The following is a 15004-nucleotide window of genomic DNA, read 5'->3' as shown; positions in this document are numbered from 1 at the left end:
CGCCCTAGTAGCCCAATTGGCAGAGGCAACGGATTCAAAACCCGTCCAGTGTGGGTTCGAGTCCCACCTGGGGCACCACTGAGCTAGACCAGTTAGACCAGATCCGCCGCTCCCGTCCTTCATGGATGTGGAGCGGCGGTTTTTTCGTTGTCGTGCGGGGGGCGCGTGCATAACGTCACAAGATCTTCCGGGTTAAGGGGAGGTTTCCCGGATTTCTTGTGACGTTATGCACGCGCGAGGGTAAATCTTGGAGTTCTGTGGAGCCGTCCTGGGGAAATGCACGGGTAAAACATGGAGATCTCCAACTTTTACTGCCGGGTTTCCACTTGCCGGGATGTCAGAATTATGGAAGTCTGGAATTATGGAATCAGACAGCAGCGTGACAGCGGAACTCCTGAACCGCATTCGGGAATTGGAGGAGCGGGTCGGCAGGCTGGAAGGAAATGCCGAGGCACCCGCGCCTGCAGCGTCGGAAGCAGGGGGCGCCGTGAGCTATCAGGGCGAGGCCGTTCTGGGTGAGGCCACCTACGCCTATGCCTGGGAGCGCCCCACTGCCCATCTCATAGAGGGATCCTGGGATGGGGCCATGACCCACCTCGCAGCCACGGCGCACCCGATCCGGGGCCGTATCCTGCAGCACCTGCTCCACCATTCGGCCACGGTGGCTGATCTGGTGGAGGCCGGGATCGTGACGTCGACAGGCACCGGGTACCACCACCTGGCCGCGCTCCAGTCTGCAGGCTGGATTTTGAAGGACAGACAGGGGCGGCATGTCATCAAAGCGAAGCGCGTGGTGGCGCTGTTGACACTCATACTTGCCATGGAGGAAGCATGATGGACACTCGAAAAATCACAGTCATATCTGTTGCCGTCATCGCGGCAGCACTCACCGTGGCGGTGGGGGTGGTGATCGGCCCCAATCGGATCGCCACGGCATCGGAAACAACAGGCGACCGGGAACTGTCCACCGTCCTCCGGGACAACGCCCCGAAAGGCAGTCACCGGATAGCAGCTTTCACCTTGCAGGACGGGGAGGCAACCTTTTCAGGGTTGGGTGCTGATGAGCACACCGAGTTCGAGATCGGCTCCATCACCAAGACCTTCACCGCAGAACTGTTGAGCAATGCCGTGGAACGTGGCGATCTCTCCCGGGACACCACGGTCGGGGAGGTCATTGATATCCCCGGGGCAGACGCCGAGGACATCACCATGGAGGAGCTGGCCACCCACACCTCCGGCCTCCCACGCCTGAGCAACATGGGTGTGCAGGCGTTTCTCGCCTCGGTCACCGGCGGGAATCCCTACGAGGGCAACACCTCGGACAAGCTTTTCGACGACACCCGCACCGCCACTCTGAACAACCGTGGCCAATTCGCCTATTCCAACTTCGGGGTGGCACTGCTGGGCCAACTCGTGGCGCGGGCCTCCGGAACCACCTATGCCGAGCTGCTCCAGAAGGAAATTCTCATCCCACTGGGCATGTCGGAGACCTACCTGATGGCGCCTGGGTCCGTACCCGACGATGCCCCGCGCGGGCTCACCTCACGTGGCCGGGAAGCGACTGCCTGGGAGATGGATGCCGATGCACCCGCCGGGGCGATCAGATCAACGGCACATGACATGGCCATCTACACCGACCACATCCTCACCCAGCCGGAAGTGAACTCCACCTGGATCGAGGAAGCCGAGGGAACCTATTTCCATAATGGCGGCACTGGTGGCTATAGCTCCATGTTGGTCTTGGATCACTCAGCTGGCACAGCCGCGTTCGCCCTCACCGACACCACTTCCAGCGTTGACGATCTCGGCAGAATCCTGCTCGACCATGCACGAAACAGGAGCCAGCAATGAGCGACATGATCATCCTCGCCATCAACTGGGGCCTGATTCTTTTCGCGGCCTTCAATCTCATCCTGGCCCTCTGGAAGCTCAACCGGGGGACGCCGAAACCGGTGCGGGTCGGAATAGAGGCCATCATCACACTCTGGTTTCTCGGGTTCTTCATCACCATCTGGAACACCGAAATACCAGTGTGGATCTGGTGGTTGCTGGTGGCAGGCTCAGGGCTGGTTGTCGCAGCAACCGTCATGGTTGCTGCCGGGGTGCGGGAGGAGGAGCGTCGATAAGCGCTAAATGCCCCAACCCCCGTATAGTTCTTTGTGTTTAACCCTCGTTAGCGACGAAAGACCGAAAACTTTATGAGCGCCACCCCTCCAGATGCCACCAGCGCAGACATCCAGGCCGCCCAGGCGGGCACGGATGTGCACCACGTCTACCCGACCAAAACCAAGAGAACTCCCCTCGCGGTTCTGTGGAACCTGATCCGCGGTGGCCTGATCGGCATGGCTGAGCTTGTGCCGGGTATCTCCGGCGGTACCGTCGCCCTGGTCATCGGCCTGTACGAACGCGCACTGCACAACGGTGAACGGCTGATCGATCTGATCAAGGTCGCCATCAAGGACCGCTCACAGCTGAAGGCCGCTGTATCCAAGATCGACTGGTGGTTCCTCGGTGCCGTGGCCGGCGGCATGGTCACCGCGGTGTTCACCCTGTCCACCGTGCTGTCCAGCTTCGTGGAGGACCATCCGGAAATCTCCCGCGGTCTGTTCCTGGGCATGGTGGCTGTGTCCATCCTGGTGCCGATCGGCATGATGGATGGCCGCGATGCCAAAAGGCGGATGCCGCTGCTGATCCCACTGTTCATCGCGTGTGCGGTGTTGTCCTTCTTCGGCACGAGCATCACCTCCGCCCCGCAGGAGAACCCTTCCCTGATCATCATCTTCATCGCAGCGGCCATCGCCGTGTGTGCCCTGGTGCTGCCGGGCATCTCGGGATCATTCTTCCTGCTGGCGGTCGGCCTCTACGGCCCGATCATGTCCTCGCTGTCCAACCGCGAATGGGATGTCATCGGAGTGTTCATGATCGGCGCCATCACCGGCGTTGCGCTGTTCATCAAGATACTGTCCTACATTCTCGAACACCACCGCACCATCACCCTGACCGTGATGGCCGGCCTCATGCTCGGTTCACTGCGTGCGCTGTGGCCCTGGCAGGACGGTGATGCCAATCTGCTCGCACCATCCGGTGAAACCTGGCCGATTTTCACCGCCATCATCATCGGCGCCGTGGTGGTTGCCCTGGTGATGTTCATCGAGCGTGTCACCTCCAACAAGAACCTGGATTCCGCTGTGGTCTCGGAGACTGATCCGGTCTAGCACCTCTTGTTGAACTCCTGCCACGCAGGACAAAGCGCCTCTCCCGGAATGGGAGAGGCGCTTTCTTTTATCTAGTTGACTGACTTGACTTCCGGCAGCCAGCGCTGACGGGTCCAGGGACTGTTCACGTCGGTGCGCAGCCACTCCACTGCCCTGGTGTAATGCTTGGTGCCGCCCTTGTATCGGGTGGCCATGCCCCTTGAGTAGGCATCGGCGAAGTCATCCCAATTGGTAAATACCGCGGCAGCGGCAATACCCACATGGTCAAGAACCCCGGTGCCCTGCTCCGGCTCCACATAACGGACATAACCTGACCAGCGCGCCAGATTGGCCACACGCGCAATATCAAAGGCAAGGCCATCCACATCGACCATGATCTCCGGATTCTGATCAGCGTGTACAGCCTCCACCGCGGCCAGGAAACTGTTGAGCGCCCCCGACGGCGCACCGGCGGCGAGCAGCTTATCCCGGAAAACCTCGCGCCCACCGGGTAGGTCACGTTGCGCCATCACCGCGGCGGCGTGCTCAGTGATGGTCCGCTGGGCTGTAGCCAGCCGTTGCCGGGCCTGCGCGGCGTTTTTCACACCCCAGTCAGTACGCAGGGCATTGACCACCGTGAAGGGTGACAGCGCTGAGGCAAAACCAAAGTACACCTGGTCAGCGCTGTGCAGACGACGCGCCTCATTCACCCGCACCCACTCGGGACGGGAATGGGGTGCGGACAACGCACCGGTGAACCTGCGCCACGGTTGTGTCGGGGCAGGTTCATCCGGGTTTCCGGGTCCCTTATTGAACTCCACCATCCGGCGGCTCCGCAGGACCGTTGAGATCACCCAGATCACCGCCCCGCACACCAGGACCACGGCGAGCAGGATGATTACCACTCTGATTTCCACACTGGTCATAACATCCAAGCTACCCCGGAACCCCGCAACCGGGCTATCAATCCACAGATTGATGTTCTCGCACTACAAGGGTTGGTTTCAAGCACTATCTTCTGGTGAAACCAACCCGGCACCCGCCCCGGAGCAGCCCAGCCCCACCGCGCTTCGGGCAATGGGCACACCTACCTGTAATATCTGGCCTTATGATTGACAGTTTGACCCGACTGCGCCCCGGCGCCCGTCTGGTGGCCCCACGTGACCTGATCGAGCACCAACCAGCACGCAGCCGCCTGTTCCGCGGAGTCGCCGCCGTGATCGGCACCGTGGCAGCCTCATTCGCGCTGGTCTCCTGTGTCACCAATGAAGAGGAGGGCAATCCGGAAGGTTGGGAGCAGATCGTACCTGAGGCTGTTCCGGAGATCGAAGCCCTGGTTCCTCCGGCCCTGGCGGAACGTGGTGTCCTCACCGCAGGCGCCAACCCGCCGTTCCCACCGTTTGAGTTCAAGGATTCCGATGGTGAGATCATCGGCGTGGAGATGGACCTCGCCCGCGCCGTGGCCGGTGCCATGGGTCTGGATTATCAGCCCCAGGAGCAGGACTTCTCCCTCATCCTCCCGTCGGTTCAGGCCGGCACCGTGGATATGGGTGCATCCGGTTTCACTGACAATGAGGAACGCAGGGAGAATTTTGACTTCGTGGACTTCCTCTACGCCGGTGTGCAGTGGGCCCAGCGTGTGGATGCAGACAAAGTTGTCGATCCAGACAACGCCTGCGGCTTGACCATCGCGGTTCAGCGCACCACGGTGGCAGAAACTGATGATGTCCGCCCCAAGTCTGATCAGTGTGTGGCAGACGGTCAGGAGCCCATCACGGTGCTGGCCTATGACACCGCGGACACCGCCGCCACCGCCCTGATCCTGGGCCGTGCGGATGCCCTGGCCGCTGATTCCCCCATCACCGCCTGGGCGGTGGCTCGCTCCGAGGACCGCATCGAACTGGTCGGGGATATTTTCATGGCGGCACCTTTTGGTTTCGCCTTACCCAAGGATTCTGATCTGACCCCTGTGGTTGCCCGTGCCTTCCAGCACATCATCGATAACGGTGATTATGAGCGCATCCTCACCCAGTGGGGCATTGAGGAGGGTCTGCTGGAGGAAGCACTGATCAATGAGGTGCCGCTTACCCAGTTGACCTCCTGACCCTGTACCTCTCCACGTACCTCTCCACAAAATATTCCCGATAAGCATTAGTGAAGGACACACCTCTCATGTCACAACCTGCTTCCCACAGCGGTGGGGCACCCATCCGCGCAACCCCCAAACCGATCGAGGCCAAACCGCTGCGCCACCCCGGTCGCTGGGTCGGTGCGGTGATCATCCTGGCTCTGCTGGGCTGGTCCATCATCGGCGCGATCAACAATGAGGCCTACGGCTGGGACACCTACCGCACGTACCTCTTTGACACCCGCATCGCCACCGCAGCACTGCACACCATCGCGCTGACTGTGCTGTCCATGATCATCGGCGTGGTGCTCGGCGCCACCCTGGCGGTCATGCGGATGTCCGGCAACCCGGTGCTGCAGGGTGTGGCCTGGCTGTATCTGTGGATCTTCCGTGGCACCCCGATCTATGTCCAGCTGGTGTTCTGGGGTCTGCTCGGTTCGCTGTACCAGAGCATCAACATCGGTTTCGCGGAGATTGATCTGCAGAACTTCCTGTCCAACATGTTCATCCTGGCGGTGCTGGGCCTGAGCCTGAACGAGGCCGCCTACATGGCGGAAATCGTCCGCTCCGGTATCCAGGCTGTCCCGGAGGGCCAGATGGAGGCCTCCAAGGCACTGGGCATGGGCTGGTCCATGACCATGCGCCGCACTGTGCTTCCGCAGGCGATGCGCATCATCATCCCACCGACCGGCAATGAGCTGATCTCCATGCTCAAGACCACCTCCCTGGTGGTGGCCATCCCTTATTCCCTCGAGCTCTACGGCCGCAGCATGGACATCGCCTACTCGCTCTTCGAGCCGGTCCCGATGCTGCTCGTGGCCGCCACGTGGTACCTGGTGATCACCTCCATTCTCATGGTGGGCCAGTACTACCTGGAGAAGCACTTTGAAAAGGGCAGCACCCGTAACCTCACCGCCCGTCAGCTGGCAGCACTGGCTGATGCCGAGGGTGCCATCCCCGGCAATGTCAATGTTGTCCCTGAGGCTCCGAAGGAGAACAGATAAATGACCCAGCTCATGATTGACGCCCAGCAGGTATGCAAGGACTTCGGTCGCCTGGAGGTGCTCAAGGGTATTGACCTGCAGGTGCCCAAAGGTTCTGTCACCTGCCTCATCGGCCCCTCCGGTTCCGGTAAGTCCACCATGCTGCGCTGCGTGAACCACCTGGAGAAGGTCAACGCCGGCCGCCTCTACGTGGATGGCGATCTCATTGGTTACCGGGAGCGCGATGGTGTGCTCTATGAGATCTCCGAGAAGGACGCCTCAAAGCAGCGCGCGGATATCGGCATGGTGTTCCAGCAGTTCAACCTGTTCCCCCACCGCACCGTCATTGAGAACATCATCGAAGCCCCCATCCATGTGAAGAAGCAGCCCGAGAAGGCCGCACGCGCGCGTGCGATGGAGCTGTTGGAGCAGGTCGGCCTGGCGCATAAGGCGCAGGCCTACCCGGTGCAGCTCTCCGGTGGTCAGCAGCAGCGCGTGGCCATTGCCCGCGCGGTGGCCATGGACCCCAAGCTGATGCTTTTCGACGAACCAACCTCCGCCCTGGACCCCGAACTCGTCGGCGAAGTCCTGCGTGTGATGAAACAGCTGGCAGAAGCCGGCATGACCATGCTGGTGGTCACCCACGAGATGGGCTTCGCACGCGAAGTCGCTGATCAGGTGGTGTTCATGGCCGATGGTGTGGTCGTGGAGGCCGGAACCGCTGCGCAGGTGCTGGACAACCCCCAGCAGACCCGCACCAGGGAATTCCTGTCCTCACTGCTATAAGGACTATAGGAAAGCGGGAGGGCCCGCCGGGAGAAATCCCGGCAGGCCCTTTTATTATTATGTTTCTTCTTATCCGTGAATTGTCGTGCACGGTTTTTCAGTATCAGATGTTCCTGGAGTTGTTCCGGAGTCATCTTCCACATTCGCTCAGATCAATCCGATGATACCCCGCGCCAGCACCACTGCGGCACCGGCGGTAGCCACCAGGAGGGCAAATTTCCGGGCGATCCCGGTGGACACCCGGGTGCTGAGGAAAGAGCCGATGAGGATGCCGCAGATCATCCCCGCGATACCGGTCGGCCAGACCCAGACATCGGTGTGATCGAGGTTCGCCGCCCCACCGAGCACCTTCACCAGCACAGAGATGATCCCTGCTACGAGGAAAATGGGCTGCAGGGTGGCGGAGAAGGATCTCTGATCCCACCGGGTGGCCTGGGCGTAGACCGTCAGGGCGGGTGCTGACACAGCAGCCAGAGTGTTCATGAATCCTGCCGCCACCCCGGCAATGAGGGGCGCAATTTTAGTCCGGGTGGAAGGGGTGCGGGACTGTCCGAACGTGGATAAGCCCAGGGCGGCAAGCAGCAGCGCGCCGACCACCGTGAAGATCACCGGCGTGGCAGCCACCGTTAATAACCAGGCCGCGGGCACCGCGCCGACAACGAGCACTGAGGAGATAACGGCGAATTGTCGCCAGTCCACATCGTGGCGACGCACAGCGGTGGTCATGGACGCATTGATCACGGCCAGGACATTGCTGACCAGGATGCCCTCCACCGGCCCGAGGGTGATGGCCAGGATCGGGGCAGCGACCAGACCAAGACCCATGCCGGAGACCCGCTGGATGCAGGCTCCGAGGAAGACGATGCCGAAGATCGCCGCCAGTACCACTACTGCTGGGAGTACTTCTGTTTCACCGCATCAGCCACCACATCGGGCAGCAAATCGGACACATCGCCACCGAAACGGGCAACCTCCTTGCACAACGTGGAGGAGACATAACCGTATTTCTCATCGGTGAGCAGGAAAAAAGTGTCTACACCTGAGAGGCGCTTGTTCATCTGCGCCATCGGCAGCTCATATTCATAGTCCAGTGAACTGCGCAGCCCCTTGACCAGTGCCCCGACCCCGTGGGCCGTGGTGTAATCCACCAGGAGTGTGGCCCAGGTGTCCACCTTGATATTGCCCAGGTGCTGGGTGGACTGCCGGATCAGATCCATGCGTTCATCAACCGTGAACAACCCGGTGTTCTTGTTGGGATTGGCGGTCACCAGGACCGTGACCTCCTCAAACTGGCTGGCGGCGCGGGTGATGATATCCAGGTGGCCGAGTGTGATGGGGTCGAAGGATCCGGGGCAGACGGCTTTCATCAGTTCTCCTCTTCGGGTGTGTACAAATCGGCGTCAAAGACAGCCATGTCCATGCGGGCGATGCCGTAGGTGCGCTTCTTCAGCTTCTGAGTAGTGGGCACGAACCAGGCCTGCCAGGCGGTCTCCGGCGAATCCACGGCACGCTCAACCACAACCGCCGCCCCGTCTTTCAGTTTCGGAGTGAGGGCATGAAGCATCTCCACGACCGATTCATCAGCCAGCTCATACGGAGGATCTGCAAGCACCATGGTGAAATGCTCATCCGGCGCAGTGGCCAGGTAGGTGGATGCCTTCATCTCTGCGACGTGGACATTAGGGTGCCTGACCACGGCCGCATTGGCGCGGATGATTTCCACGGCCTTGGAATGGCTCTCCACCAGGACCACCTCATCGGCGCCACGGGAGGCAGCCTCCAGGCCGAGGGCACCGGAGCCGGCGAAAAGATCCAGGACGATCTGGCCCTCGAAACCGAAACGGACCTGCAGTGAGGAGAACAATCCCTCGCGGGCACGGTCAGAGGTGGGTCGGGTTCCCGCCGGTGGCACCTGGATCTTGCGACCACGTGCCTCACCGGCGATGATTCGTGTCTGTCCCATGAGTTACTTGGCCTCCAGGGTGAGCAGGACATCGCCGCCGGTGACATCGGAGAAGTCATCGAACTCCACTGATGCCACCACTCCCGGTCCCGGTGACAGGATGGGCGCTTCGAGCTTGATGGCTTCAACCGTGCCGATTTGTTCGCCGGTTTTCACGGGATCGCCTTCCGCCACGAAATAGTGGACGATTCCAGCAAAGGGTGCGCAGATCTTCATGTGTTACAGACTAACGCAGAGTTGTTTGTGGCTGGTGGAGGGGTTGGTGGCCGTTGGGTAAAAGTTGGAGTTCTGTGGAGCCGTCCTGGGAAAATGCGCGGGGAAAAGATGGAGATCTCCAACTTTTACTCACCCAGGCCACTCACCCAGCTTTTTCCCACTAGCTCTTCTCCAGATAGTCCTGGTTGTCCATGGCGATATCGCTGACCAGGGCCAGGGCCATCTCCGGATCGCGGTCAACCAGGTCGGAGGCGTCGGCGATGGCGCGTTCGATGATCTTCTGGTCGGTGAGCAGGGAGAGGTGCTGGAGTTTGGTGTCGCTGCCTGATTGGGAGGTGCCGAGGATATCGCCTTCCTGGCGGACCTGGAGATCCAGCTCGGACAGGGCGAAGCCGTCGGAGGTGGCCGCGATCGCGTGGAGGCGTGCCATCTGGGGGGAATCGAGGTCGAATTCGGTGTGGAGGAGGCAGAGGGAATCAAAGCCGCCACGGCCAACGCGGCCGCGTAGCTGGTGGATCTGGGAGACGCCGAAGCGATCGGCTTCGCGGATGAGCATGACGGTGGCGTTGGCTACGTCGATACCCACCTCGATCACCGTGGTGGAGACCAGGACGTTCATGGTACCGCGGGTGAATTTGCCCATTTCGCGGTCTTTGCGGTCACTGTCCATGCGTCCGTGGAGCATGCCGATGTGGAGGTCGGGGAAGATCTGGTTCTGGAGGAGCTCGTGGAGCTCCTTGACGCCGCCTTCGCCGTCGATACGCGGGCACACCACATAGGCCTGGTGTCCGGCGTCGATCTCCTCGCGGATCCGTTCCCAGGCCCGTTTCATCCAGGAGGGTTTCAGCTCCGGCACCACGGAGGTCTGGATAGGTCGTCTGCCGCCGGGGAGTTCCCGCAGGGTGGATACAGCCAGGTCACCGAAGACGGTCATGGCGATGGTGCGCGGGATCGGGGTGGCCGTCATGACCAGCAGGTGCGGGGTGAGGCCCTCTCGGCCTTTGGTGCGCAGGCGGTCGCGTTGTTCCACTCCGAAGCGGTGTTGTTCATCCACCACAACCAGGCCGAGGTCGAAGAATTCCACTGCGTCCTGGATCAGGGCGTGGGTGCCCACCACGATGTCGGCCTGGCCGGAGATGATGTGCAGCAGTGCTTCTCTTTTGGCGGCAGTGGTCATGGAGCCGGTGAGCAGGACCACCGTGGCTGCCACTCCGGCGGTGCCAAGAATGCCGGTGAGGCTGCGGGCATGTTGGGTGGCCAGGACTTCGGTGGGGGCGAGCATGGCGCATTGGCGTCCGGAATCGATGGCCTGCAGCATCGCCAGCAGGGAGACAATCGTCTTACCGGAGCCCACCTCACCCTGGAGCAGACGCGACATGGGGGTGCGTTGTTCCATGTCCGCGCTGATTTCCCTGGTGACCTGCTTCTGCCCATCGGTCAGGGGGAAGGGCAGGGCCTCGACGAGGGTGTGCTGTTGGCCGTTGAGGGCCCGGGGACAGGGGGGAGCTTTCCGGGAGGCGGTGTCGGCGCGTCGCAAAGCCATGACCGTGGCCAGGGACAACGCCTCGTTGTACTTGAAGCGGTCAATATAGGCGCCCGGTCCTTCATCGCCGGGGTCGTGGATTCCGCGGATGGCTGCCTCAAAGGACGGCATGCCGGGCGGGGTCCCACCCAGCGGCTCGGGAACGGGCGGCATGGTTTCCAGGACGCGCTGGATCGCGGCCATGATGCGCCAGGTGGTCATGGCGGCGGTACCGGAGTAGATGGGCAGGTACTCACGTTCCACCAGACTCCGGGCGACCTCCTCCACGTCACCGTAGGCGGCCAGCGCCTTCATGCCACCGGTGCCGGTGACCTTGCCGCCAGACCCCGCCGACGGGATGACGATGAACTCCGGGTGCGTCAACTGTGGTTTGCCACGGAAGAATTTCACCTTGCCGGTGAACATCGCACGCACCCCCTCGGGCAGCAGGCGCGGCACATACGGGGCACCGAAAAACGAGATGGTCACCCCCTGGGACTCCCCGGCAACGATGATTTTGTACAGCATCTTGCCGGTGCGGGTGTAGGACTGCGCGGCCTGCACCACCTCACCGACCACGGTGACCATGTCGCCCTCTTCCGCGGTGCCCAGATCAACCCCGGAACCGTGATGGGAGTATTTGCGCACATTGTGGGCAAGCAGCTCCTCCGCGGTGGTGTAGCCCAGTGCCTTCTCAATGGCCCGGGCTTCCTTCGCGGGCAGGATGTCTTTGAGCAACCGTGTGTCGTGCCAGCCGAGCATCTGCCTACTCCACCCCGATCTCCACGAGGTTGTCCATTCCGGATGCGGGATAGACGGTGATATCCACACGCGCATGGGTGCCCAGGCCCCGGCGGAAGGTGTCCTCGTTGAACTGCTTCTGCTTCTCCTGCGCGATCAGGAGGGTTACCTGTTCCCCACCGCCGTCGAGCAGGCGCAGGCTGGTGCGGGAGAGTGCATCATTGAGGTCTTCGGCGATCAGAAGGATCTCCTGCCCGGAGAACGCCAACAGATCACCCTTGGAGCACGCCCCGGCCTGGGTCAGGGCAGCACTGTCCGCAGCCCTGATCACCGCGGTGCGCATGGCACTGGCGGCCTCGGACATGGCATAGGAATCCACACCCAGTGGCTGGGATGGATCATGCAGGGACACCGCCGCTATACCCGCCACCAGCGTGGAGGTCGGCAGGATGGTCACGGCCTGTTCGAAGGCATGGCTGGAGCGTTCGATGGAGACAAGCTCACGCTTGGTCAGCAGGCCGTTGGGCAGGAGGATGACCTCATCAGCGCGGGTGGCCCGTGCGGCCGCGACGATCTCAGAGACGATCTCCGTGGAGGGTTCACCCTCGGTGAGGTCCGCGGCGATCCGGGTGACCACGGTGGCTCCGGCGCTCTGGTACAACTCAGCCAGGGAACCGTGCGGGGTGACCGCGATGAGCACTCGCCGGGGTACCTCCGTGGTGCTGGCCTCGGGGAGGATCTCCAGGCGCAGATCGGTGACGCGGCCGGCGTTGAAGGCGGCCTCGATGACCTCACCTGCGCGCCGGGAGTGGATGTGGACGGTGCCGCGGGAATCGGTTTCACGGGCGATGAGCAGGCTGTCGCCGAGCTCCCCGAGTTGGCTGGCCAGATGGTCGAGGTCCTCGGTGGTGTCACAGGTGAGGTAGAACATCACCTCTAATTCACCAACCCGGCCATGTGAATCATGTTCGATATTGATGGGGGCGCTGTCGGCTACAACCCGATTACCCGCTCCCCCGCTCCCAGTTGAGGTGCCCGCGTCCAGCCCACCGGCTGGACCTGGGGCGTCATTGATCTGTTTCTGCAGGCTCTCCAGGAGGATGACCAGGCCCTGCCCCCCGGCGTCCACCACCCCGGCATTGCGGAGAACCTCCAGCTGGGAGGGAGTCCGGGCGAGCGCGGTGCGGGCTGACCAGACAGCATGGTTGACCACCTGGTCAAGGTCACCGTGGCCATCCTCCACCGCCTGTTCCGCGGCGATCGCGGCGGCGCGCAGCACGGTGACCACGGTCCCCTCCACCGGGTCAGTGATGGCGCGGTCCACCAGGGAACGGGCAATGGACAGCGCCTTCTGGATGGTCGTCCCATCCACCACCCCATCGGCGGCGGCCTGGGCGATGGCACGCAGAACCTGGCTGAGCACCACACCGGAATTGCCACGCGCACCACGCACGGAGCCCACCGCGAGGGCCTCCGCCACCCGGGCCACACTGGCGGAACTGTCCAGCTTCATCGCCTCATTGAGTGCGGCCTCCATGGTGTGGGTCATGTTGGAACCGGTGTCAGCATCCGGAACCGGGAACACGTTGAGCGCGTTGATCTCCGCGCGGCGTTCAGACAGTTCCGCAACAGCACGGCTCGCCCACCCGAGCACCCCGTCGGCGGTCAGTATCCGGGCGGGCACGGGAGTCCGGTCAACAGACACCTCTGCGTGTGTCTGGGATGTGCTTTCGGGGTGCTCGGACATAGTGACTTACTTTACAGTCGCCAATCAATCGGGGTGGCACCGAGGTCACCCAGAATCTGATTCGCCCTACTAAACGGACGCGAACCGAAGAATCCCCTGCGTGCAGACAGCGGGGAGGGGTGGGCGGAGGTGATGCACGGGGTGTCCCCGAGGAACTTCTGTACCTCCTGTGCCTGTTTACCCCACAGAATCGCCACGAGCGGCTGCCCGCGCTGGGCGAGCGCCGTGATCACCGTTTCCGTGACCACCTCCCACCCCCTGCCGCGGTGACTGTTGGCCGCGCCGGGCGCGACGGTGAGCACCCTGTTGAGCAGCATCACCCCCTGCCGCGACCAGGCGGTGAGGTCGCCGTCACCCCTGCTTTGCGACGCCCCGATGTCCTCCTCCAACTCCTTGAAGATGTTGGTGAGACTGCGCGGCAAGGGCCTGACCCCCGGCTGAGTGGAGAAGCTCAACCCCATGGCATGTCCGGGTGTGGGATAGGGATCCTGACCCATGATGAGCACCTTGACCTCATCGAAAGGATAGGTGAAGGCCCGGAAGATATCGGTCTCCACCGGGAGGAATCCGCGGCCGGCCTCGGTTTCAGCGGTCAGGAACTCCCCCAGTTCACGGATCTGCTCCGCCACTGGTTCTAAGACCGGGCGCCAGGAGGGATGGATGGTATCAAGGTCAAACATGGGTGCCAGCCTAGAAGCTTGTCCACCCCGATGAGTAGGCGGGGGTTTTCCGGTCCACGGTGACGGGATCCTCGGGGCGGGGTTTGCTGACCTGCCCGATCGCGCGGAAGCCACTGGGTGGGTCGCCGAAGGTGGTGGACAGCAGCGTGTGGTCCTCCCCGCCGGCGAGGATCCATTCCCAGGGATCGCGCCCCAGGGCGTCACCGGCGGCGCTGAGCAGATCATCCGGGGCAATGGTGTCGGATTCCACGTTGATGCGCACATGGGATTTCCGGGCCATGTGGGCGAGATCAACGATGAGACCATCGGAATTATCCGTCATGGCGGTGGCACCGGCGGCGCGGGCCACCATGCCGCGTCCCGGAGACAGCCTGGGGGCACAGTGTGCTTCCACCAGCGGGGTGAGTTCCTCAGGGACACCTGCCCGCCCGAATCGCTGCAACAGGGCCAGACCGGCGGCCGAATAGCCGATGCGGCCATGGGCCACCACGGTTTGTCCCACCCTGGCCCGGTTGAGTGTCAGTTCCGGGAGGGATCCACCCAGCGAACCCAGGGCGGTCACCGACAACACCAGGGAGGTGCCGGCGGTGATGTCGCCGCCGACGAGTTCCGCGGAATATTCCTCCACCCGTCCGCCGATGCCCTTGGCCAGGCCACGGACGAACTCCACGGGGGTGTACATGGGTGCAGATAGTGCCAGCAGCGCTGCGATGGGACGGGCACCCATGGCTTCGATGTCGGCGAAGTTCTGCAGGATCGCCTTCTGCCCGATCTCCTCCGGGGTGGACCAGTCCAGGTTGAAATGCCTGCCCTCCACCAGCATGTCGGTGGTGGCCACCGCCCGGGAATTAGGTGAAGCGTGGCGCAGCACCGCGGCATCATCACCGTTGAGCACCGAGCTGGCCTGCTCCGTGATTACACGGATGACCTCGAATTCACCGATCTCACCGACCGTGGGACCACCCTGCAGATGATCCGGGAATTTCAGATGGGGCACGTCAGGGTCAGCTCCTAGACTCGGGGTGAGTGGGGGTGATGCGACTG

16 protein-coding genes and 1 tRNA gene are annotated in these 15004 nt (G+C 62.4%); 8 read left to right on the top strand and 9 right to left on the bottom strand.

Features of this window, described 5'->3' with window-relative positions; genetic code table 11:
* Position 1 precedes the first annotated feature (1 nt).
* The 5 genes from CFAEC_RS06300 (at position 2) to CFAEC_RS06280 (ending at position 3215) form a co-directional block, all read left to right on the top strand.
* Positions 2-78, top strand: a tRNA-Leu gene (locus CFAEC_RS06300).
* Between the two features lie 283 nt (positions 79-361).
* The gene (locus CFAEC_RS06295; RefSeq protein ID WP_290279666.1) at positions 362-835 is read left to right on the top strand and encodes an ArsR/SmtB family transcription factor; all 474 of its coding nucleotides are present in this window, start codon (positions 362-364) and stop codon (positions 833-835) included.
* Complete coding sequence (locus CFAEC_RS06290) at positions 832-1851, top strand: serine hydrolase domain-containing protein (protein ID WP_290279665.1); 1020 nt, start codon at positions 832-834, stop codon at positions 1849-1851. Before CFAEC_RS06295 ends, CFAEC_RS06290 begins: the two co-directional genes overlap by 4 nt.
* Complete coding sequence (locus CFAEC_RS06285; RefSeq protein WP_290279664.1) at positions 1848-2126, top strand: hypothetical protein; 279 nt, start codon at positions 1848-1850, stop codon at positions 2124-2126. The genes CFAEC_RS06290 and CFAEC_RS06285 overlap by 4 nt, the downstream gene beginning before the upstream one ends.
* A gap of 72 nt (positions 2127-2198) precedes the next feature.
* Positions 2199-3215, top strand: coding sequence for a DUF368 domain-containing protein (locus CFAEC_RS06280; RefSeq protein WP_290279663.1), 1017 nt, complete (start codon positions 2199-2201; stop codon positions 3213-3215).
* A 71-nt stretch (positions 3216-3286) separates the two neighbouring features.
* Here CFAEC_RS06280 and CFAEC_RS06275 read toward each other — a convergent pair whose 3' ends face one another.
* Positions 3287-4120, bottom strand: a complete 834-nt coding sequence (locus CFAEC_RS06275) for a DUF1266 domain-containing protein (protein WP_290279662.1) — start codon at positions 4118-4120, stop codon at positions 3287-3289.
* A gap of 182 nt (positions 4121-4302) precedes the next feature.
* Here CFAEC_RS06275 and CFAEC_RS06270 point away from each other — a divergent pair, with 182 nt between their 5' ends.
* The 3 genes from CFAEC_RS06270 to CFAEC_RS06260 all read left to right on the top strand — a co-directional run bounded on the left by CFAEC_RS06270 (position 4303) and on the right by CFAEC_RS06260 (position 7091).
* Positions 4303-5298 (top strand): ABC transporter substrate-binding protein, encoded by a 996-nt coding sequence (locus tag CFAEC_RS06270; protein WP_290279661.1) that lies wholly within the window; start codon positions 4303-4305, stop codon positions 5296-5298.
* 68 nt (positions 5299-5366) lie between these two features.
* Complete coding sequence (locus CFAEC_RS06265) at positions 5367-6326, top strand: amino acid ABC transporter permease (protein ID WP_290279660.1); 960 nt, start codon at positions 5367-5369, stop codon at positions 6324-6326.
* A complete protein-coding gene (locus tag CFAEC_RS06260) occupies positions 6327-7091 on the top strand; it encodes an amino acid ABC transporter ATP-binding protein (protein ID WP_290279659.1) in 765 nt (254 codons plus the stop codon).
* A gap of 147 nt (positions 7092-7238) precedes the next feature.
* Here CFAEC_RS06260 and CFAEC_RS06250 read toward each other — a convergent pair whose 3' ends face one another.
* From CFAEC_RS06250 to CFAEC_RS06215, 8 genes are all read right to left on the bottom strand, one after another.
* Positions 7239-7979: a sulfite exporter TauE/SafE family protein gene (locus CFAEC_RS06250; protein ID WP_290279658.1), complete on the bottom strand. Its 741-nt coding sequence runs from the start codon at positions 7977-7979 to the stop codon at positions 7239-7241.
* The gene (gene coaD / locus CFAEC_RS06245) at positions 7979-8458 is read right to left on the bottom strand and encodes a pantetheine-phosphate adenylyltransferase (RefSeq protein WP_290279657.1); all 480 of its coding nucleotides are present in this window, start codon (positions 8456-8458) and stop codon (positions 7979-7981) included. Before coaD ends, CFAEC_RS06250 begins: the two co-directional genes overlap by 1 nt.
* Positions 8458-9054: an RsmD family RNA methyltransferase gene (locus CFAEC_RS06240; RefSeq protein ID WP_290279656.1), complete on the bottom strand. Its 597-nt coding sequence runs from the start codon at positions 9052-9054 to the stop codon at positions 8458-8460. The genes coaD and CFAEC_RS06240 overlap by 1 nt, the downstream gene beginning before the upstream one ends.
* Before the next feature lie 3 nt (positions 9055-9057).
* Positions 9058-9270: an acyl-CoA carboxylase biotin carboxyl carrier protein subunit gene (locus tag CFAEC_RS06235; protein ID WP_290279655.1), complete on the bottom strand. Its 213-nt coding sequence runs from the start codon at positions 9268-9270 to the stop codon at positions 9058-9060.
* 160 nt (positions 9271-9430) lie between these two features.
* On the bottom strand, positions 9431-11554 hold the full coding sequence (locus tag CFAEC_RS06230) for an ATP-dependent DNA helicase RecG (protein WP_290279654.1): 2124 nt from the start codon (positions 11552-11554) through the stop codon (positions 9431-9433).
* A gap of 4 nt (positions 11555-11558) precedes the next feature.
* On the bottom strand, positions 11559-13280 hold the full coding sequence (locus tag CFAEC_RS06225) for a DAK2 domain-containing protein (protein WP_290279653.1): 1722 nt from the start codon (positions 13278-13280) through the stop codon (positions 11559-11561).
* An 11-nt stretch (positions 13281-13291) separates the two neighbouring features.
* Entirely contained in the window at positions 13292-13960 is a 669-nt protein-coding gene (locus CFAEC_RS06220) for a uracil-DNA glycosylase (protein ID WP_290279652.1), read from the bottom strand.
* Positions 13961-13970: 10 nt separating this feature from the next.
* Positions 13971-14957 (bottom strand): thiamine-phosphate kinase, encoded by a 987-nt coding sequence (locus CFAEC_RS06215; RefSeq protein WP_290279651.1) that lies wholly within the window; start codon positions 14955-14957, stop codon positions 13971-13973.
* Between the last annotated feature and the right edge of the window lie 47 nt (positions 14958-15004).

The sequence above is a fragment of the Corynebacterium faecale genome (assembly GCF_030408735.1).
Lineage (GTDB): Bacteria > Actinomycetota > Actinomycetes > Mycobacteriales > Mycobacteriaceae > Corynebacterium > Corynebacterium faecale.
This window is presented reverse-complemented; position numbering and strand designations above follow the sequence as displayed.

Excerpts from the sequence above, each read along its gene's own strand:
- CFAEC_RS06295 (WP_290279666.1), top strand. The coding sequence starts at position 362 with ATGGAATCAGACAGCAGCGTGACAGCGGAACTCCTGAACCGCATTCGG.
- CFAEC_RS06290 (WP_290279665.1), top strand. The coding sequence starts at position 832 with ATGATGGACACTCGAAAAATCACAGTCATATCTGTTGCCGTCATCGCG.
- CFAEC_RS06285 (WP_290279664.1), top strand. The coding sequence starts at position 1,848 with ATGAGCGACATGATCATCCTCGCCATCAACTGGGGCCTGATTCTTTTC.
- CFAEC_RS06280 (WP_290279663.1), top strand. The coding sequence starts at position 2,199 with ATGAGCGCCACCCCTCCAGATGCCACCAGCGCAGACATCCAGGCCGCC.
- CFAEC_RS06275 (WP_290279662.1), bottom strand. The coding sequence starts at position 4,120 with ATGACCAGTGTGGAAATCAGAGTGGTAATCATCCTGCTCGCCGTGGTC.
- CFAEC_RS06270 (WP_290279661.1), top strand. The coding sequence starts at position 4,303 with ATGATTGACAGTTTGACCCGACTGCGCCCCGGCGCCCGTCTGGTGGCC.
- CFAEC_RS06265 (WP_290279660.1), top strand. The coding sequence starts at position 5,367 with ATGTCACAACCTGCTTCCCACAGCGGTGGGGCACCCATCCGCGCAACC.
- CFAEC_RS06260 (WP_290279659.1), top strand. The coding sequence starts at position 6,327 with ATGACCCAGCTCATGATTGACGCCCAGCAGGTATGCAAGGACTTCGGT.
- coaD (WP_290279657.1), bottom strand. The coding sequence starts at position 8,458 with ATGAAAGCCGTCTGCCCCGGATCCTTCGACCCCATCACACTCGGCCAC.
- CFAEC_RS06240 (WP_290279656.1), bottom strand. The coding sequence starts at position 9,054 with ATGGGACAGACACGAATCATCGCCGGTGAGGCACGTGGTCGCAAGATC.
- CFAEC_RS06235 (WP_290279655.1), bottom strand. The coding sequence starts at position 9,270 with ATGAAGATCTGCGCACCCTTTGCTGGAATCGTCCACTATTTCGTGGCG.
- CFAEC_RS06230 (WP_290279654.1), bottom strand. The coding sequence starts at position 11,554 with ATGCTCGGCTGGCACGACACACGGTTGCTCAAAGACATCCTGCCCGCG.
- CFAEC_RS06225 (WP_290279653.1), bottom strand. The coding sequence starts at position 13,280 with ATGTCCGAGCACCCCGAAAGCACATCCCAGACACACGCAGAGGTGTCT.
- CFAEC_RS06220 (WP_290279652.1), bottom strand. The coding sequence starts at position 13,960 with ATGTTTGACCTTGATACCATCCATCCCTCCTGGCGCCCGGTCTTAGAA.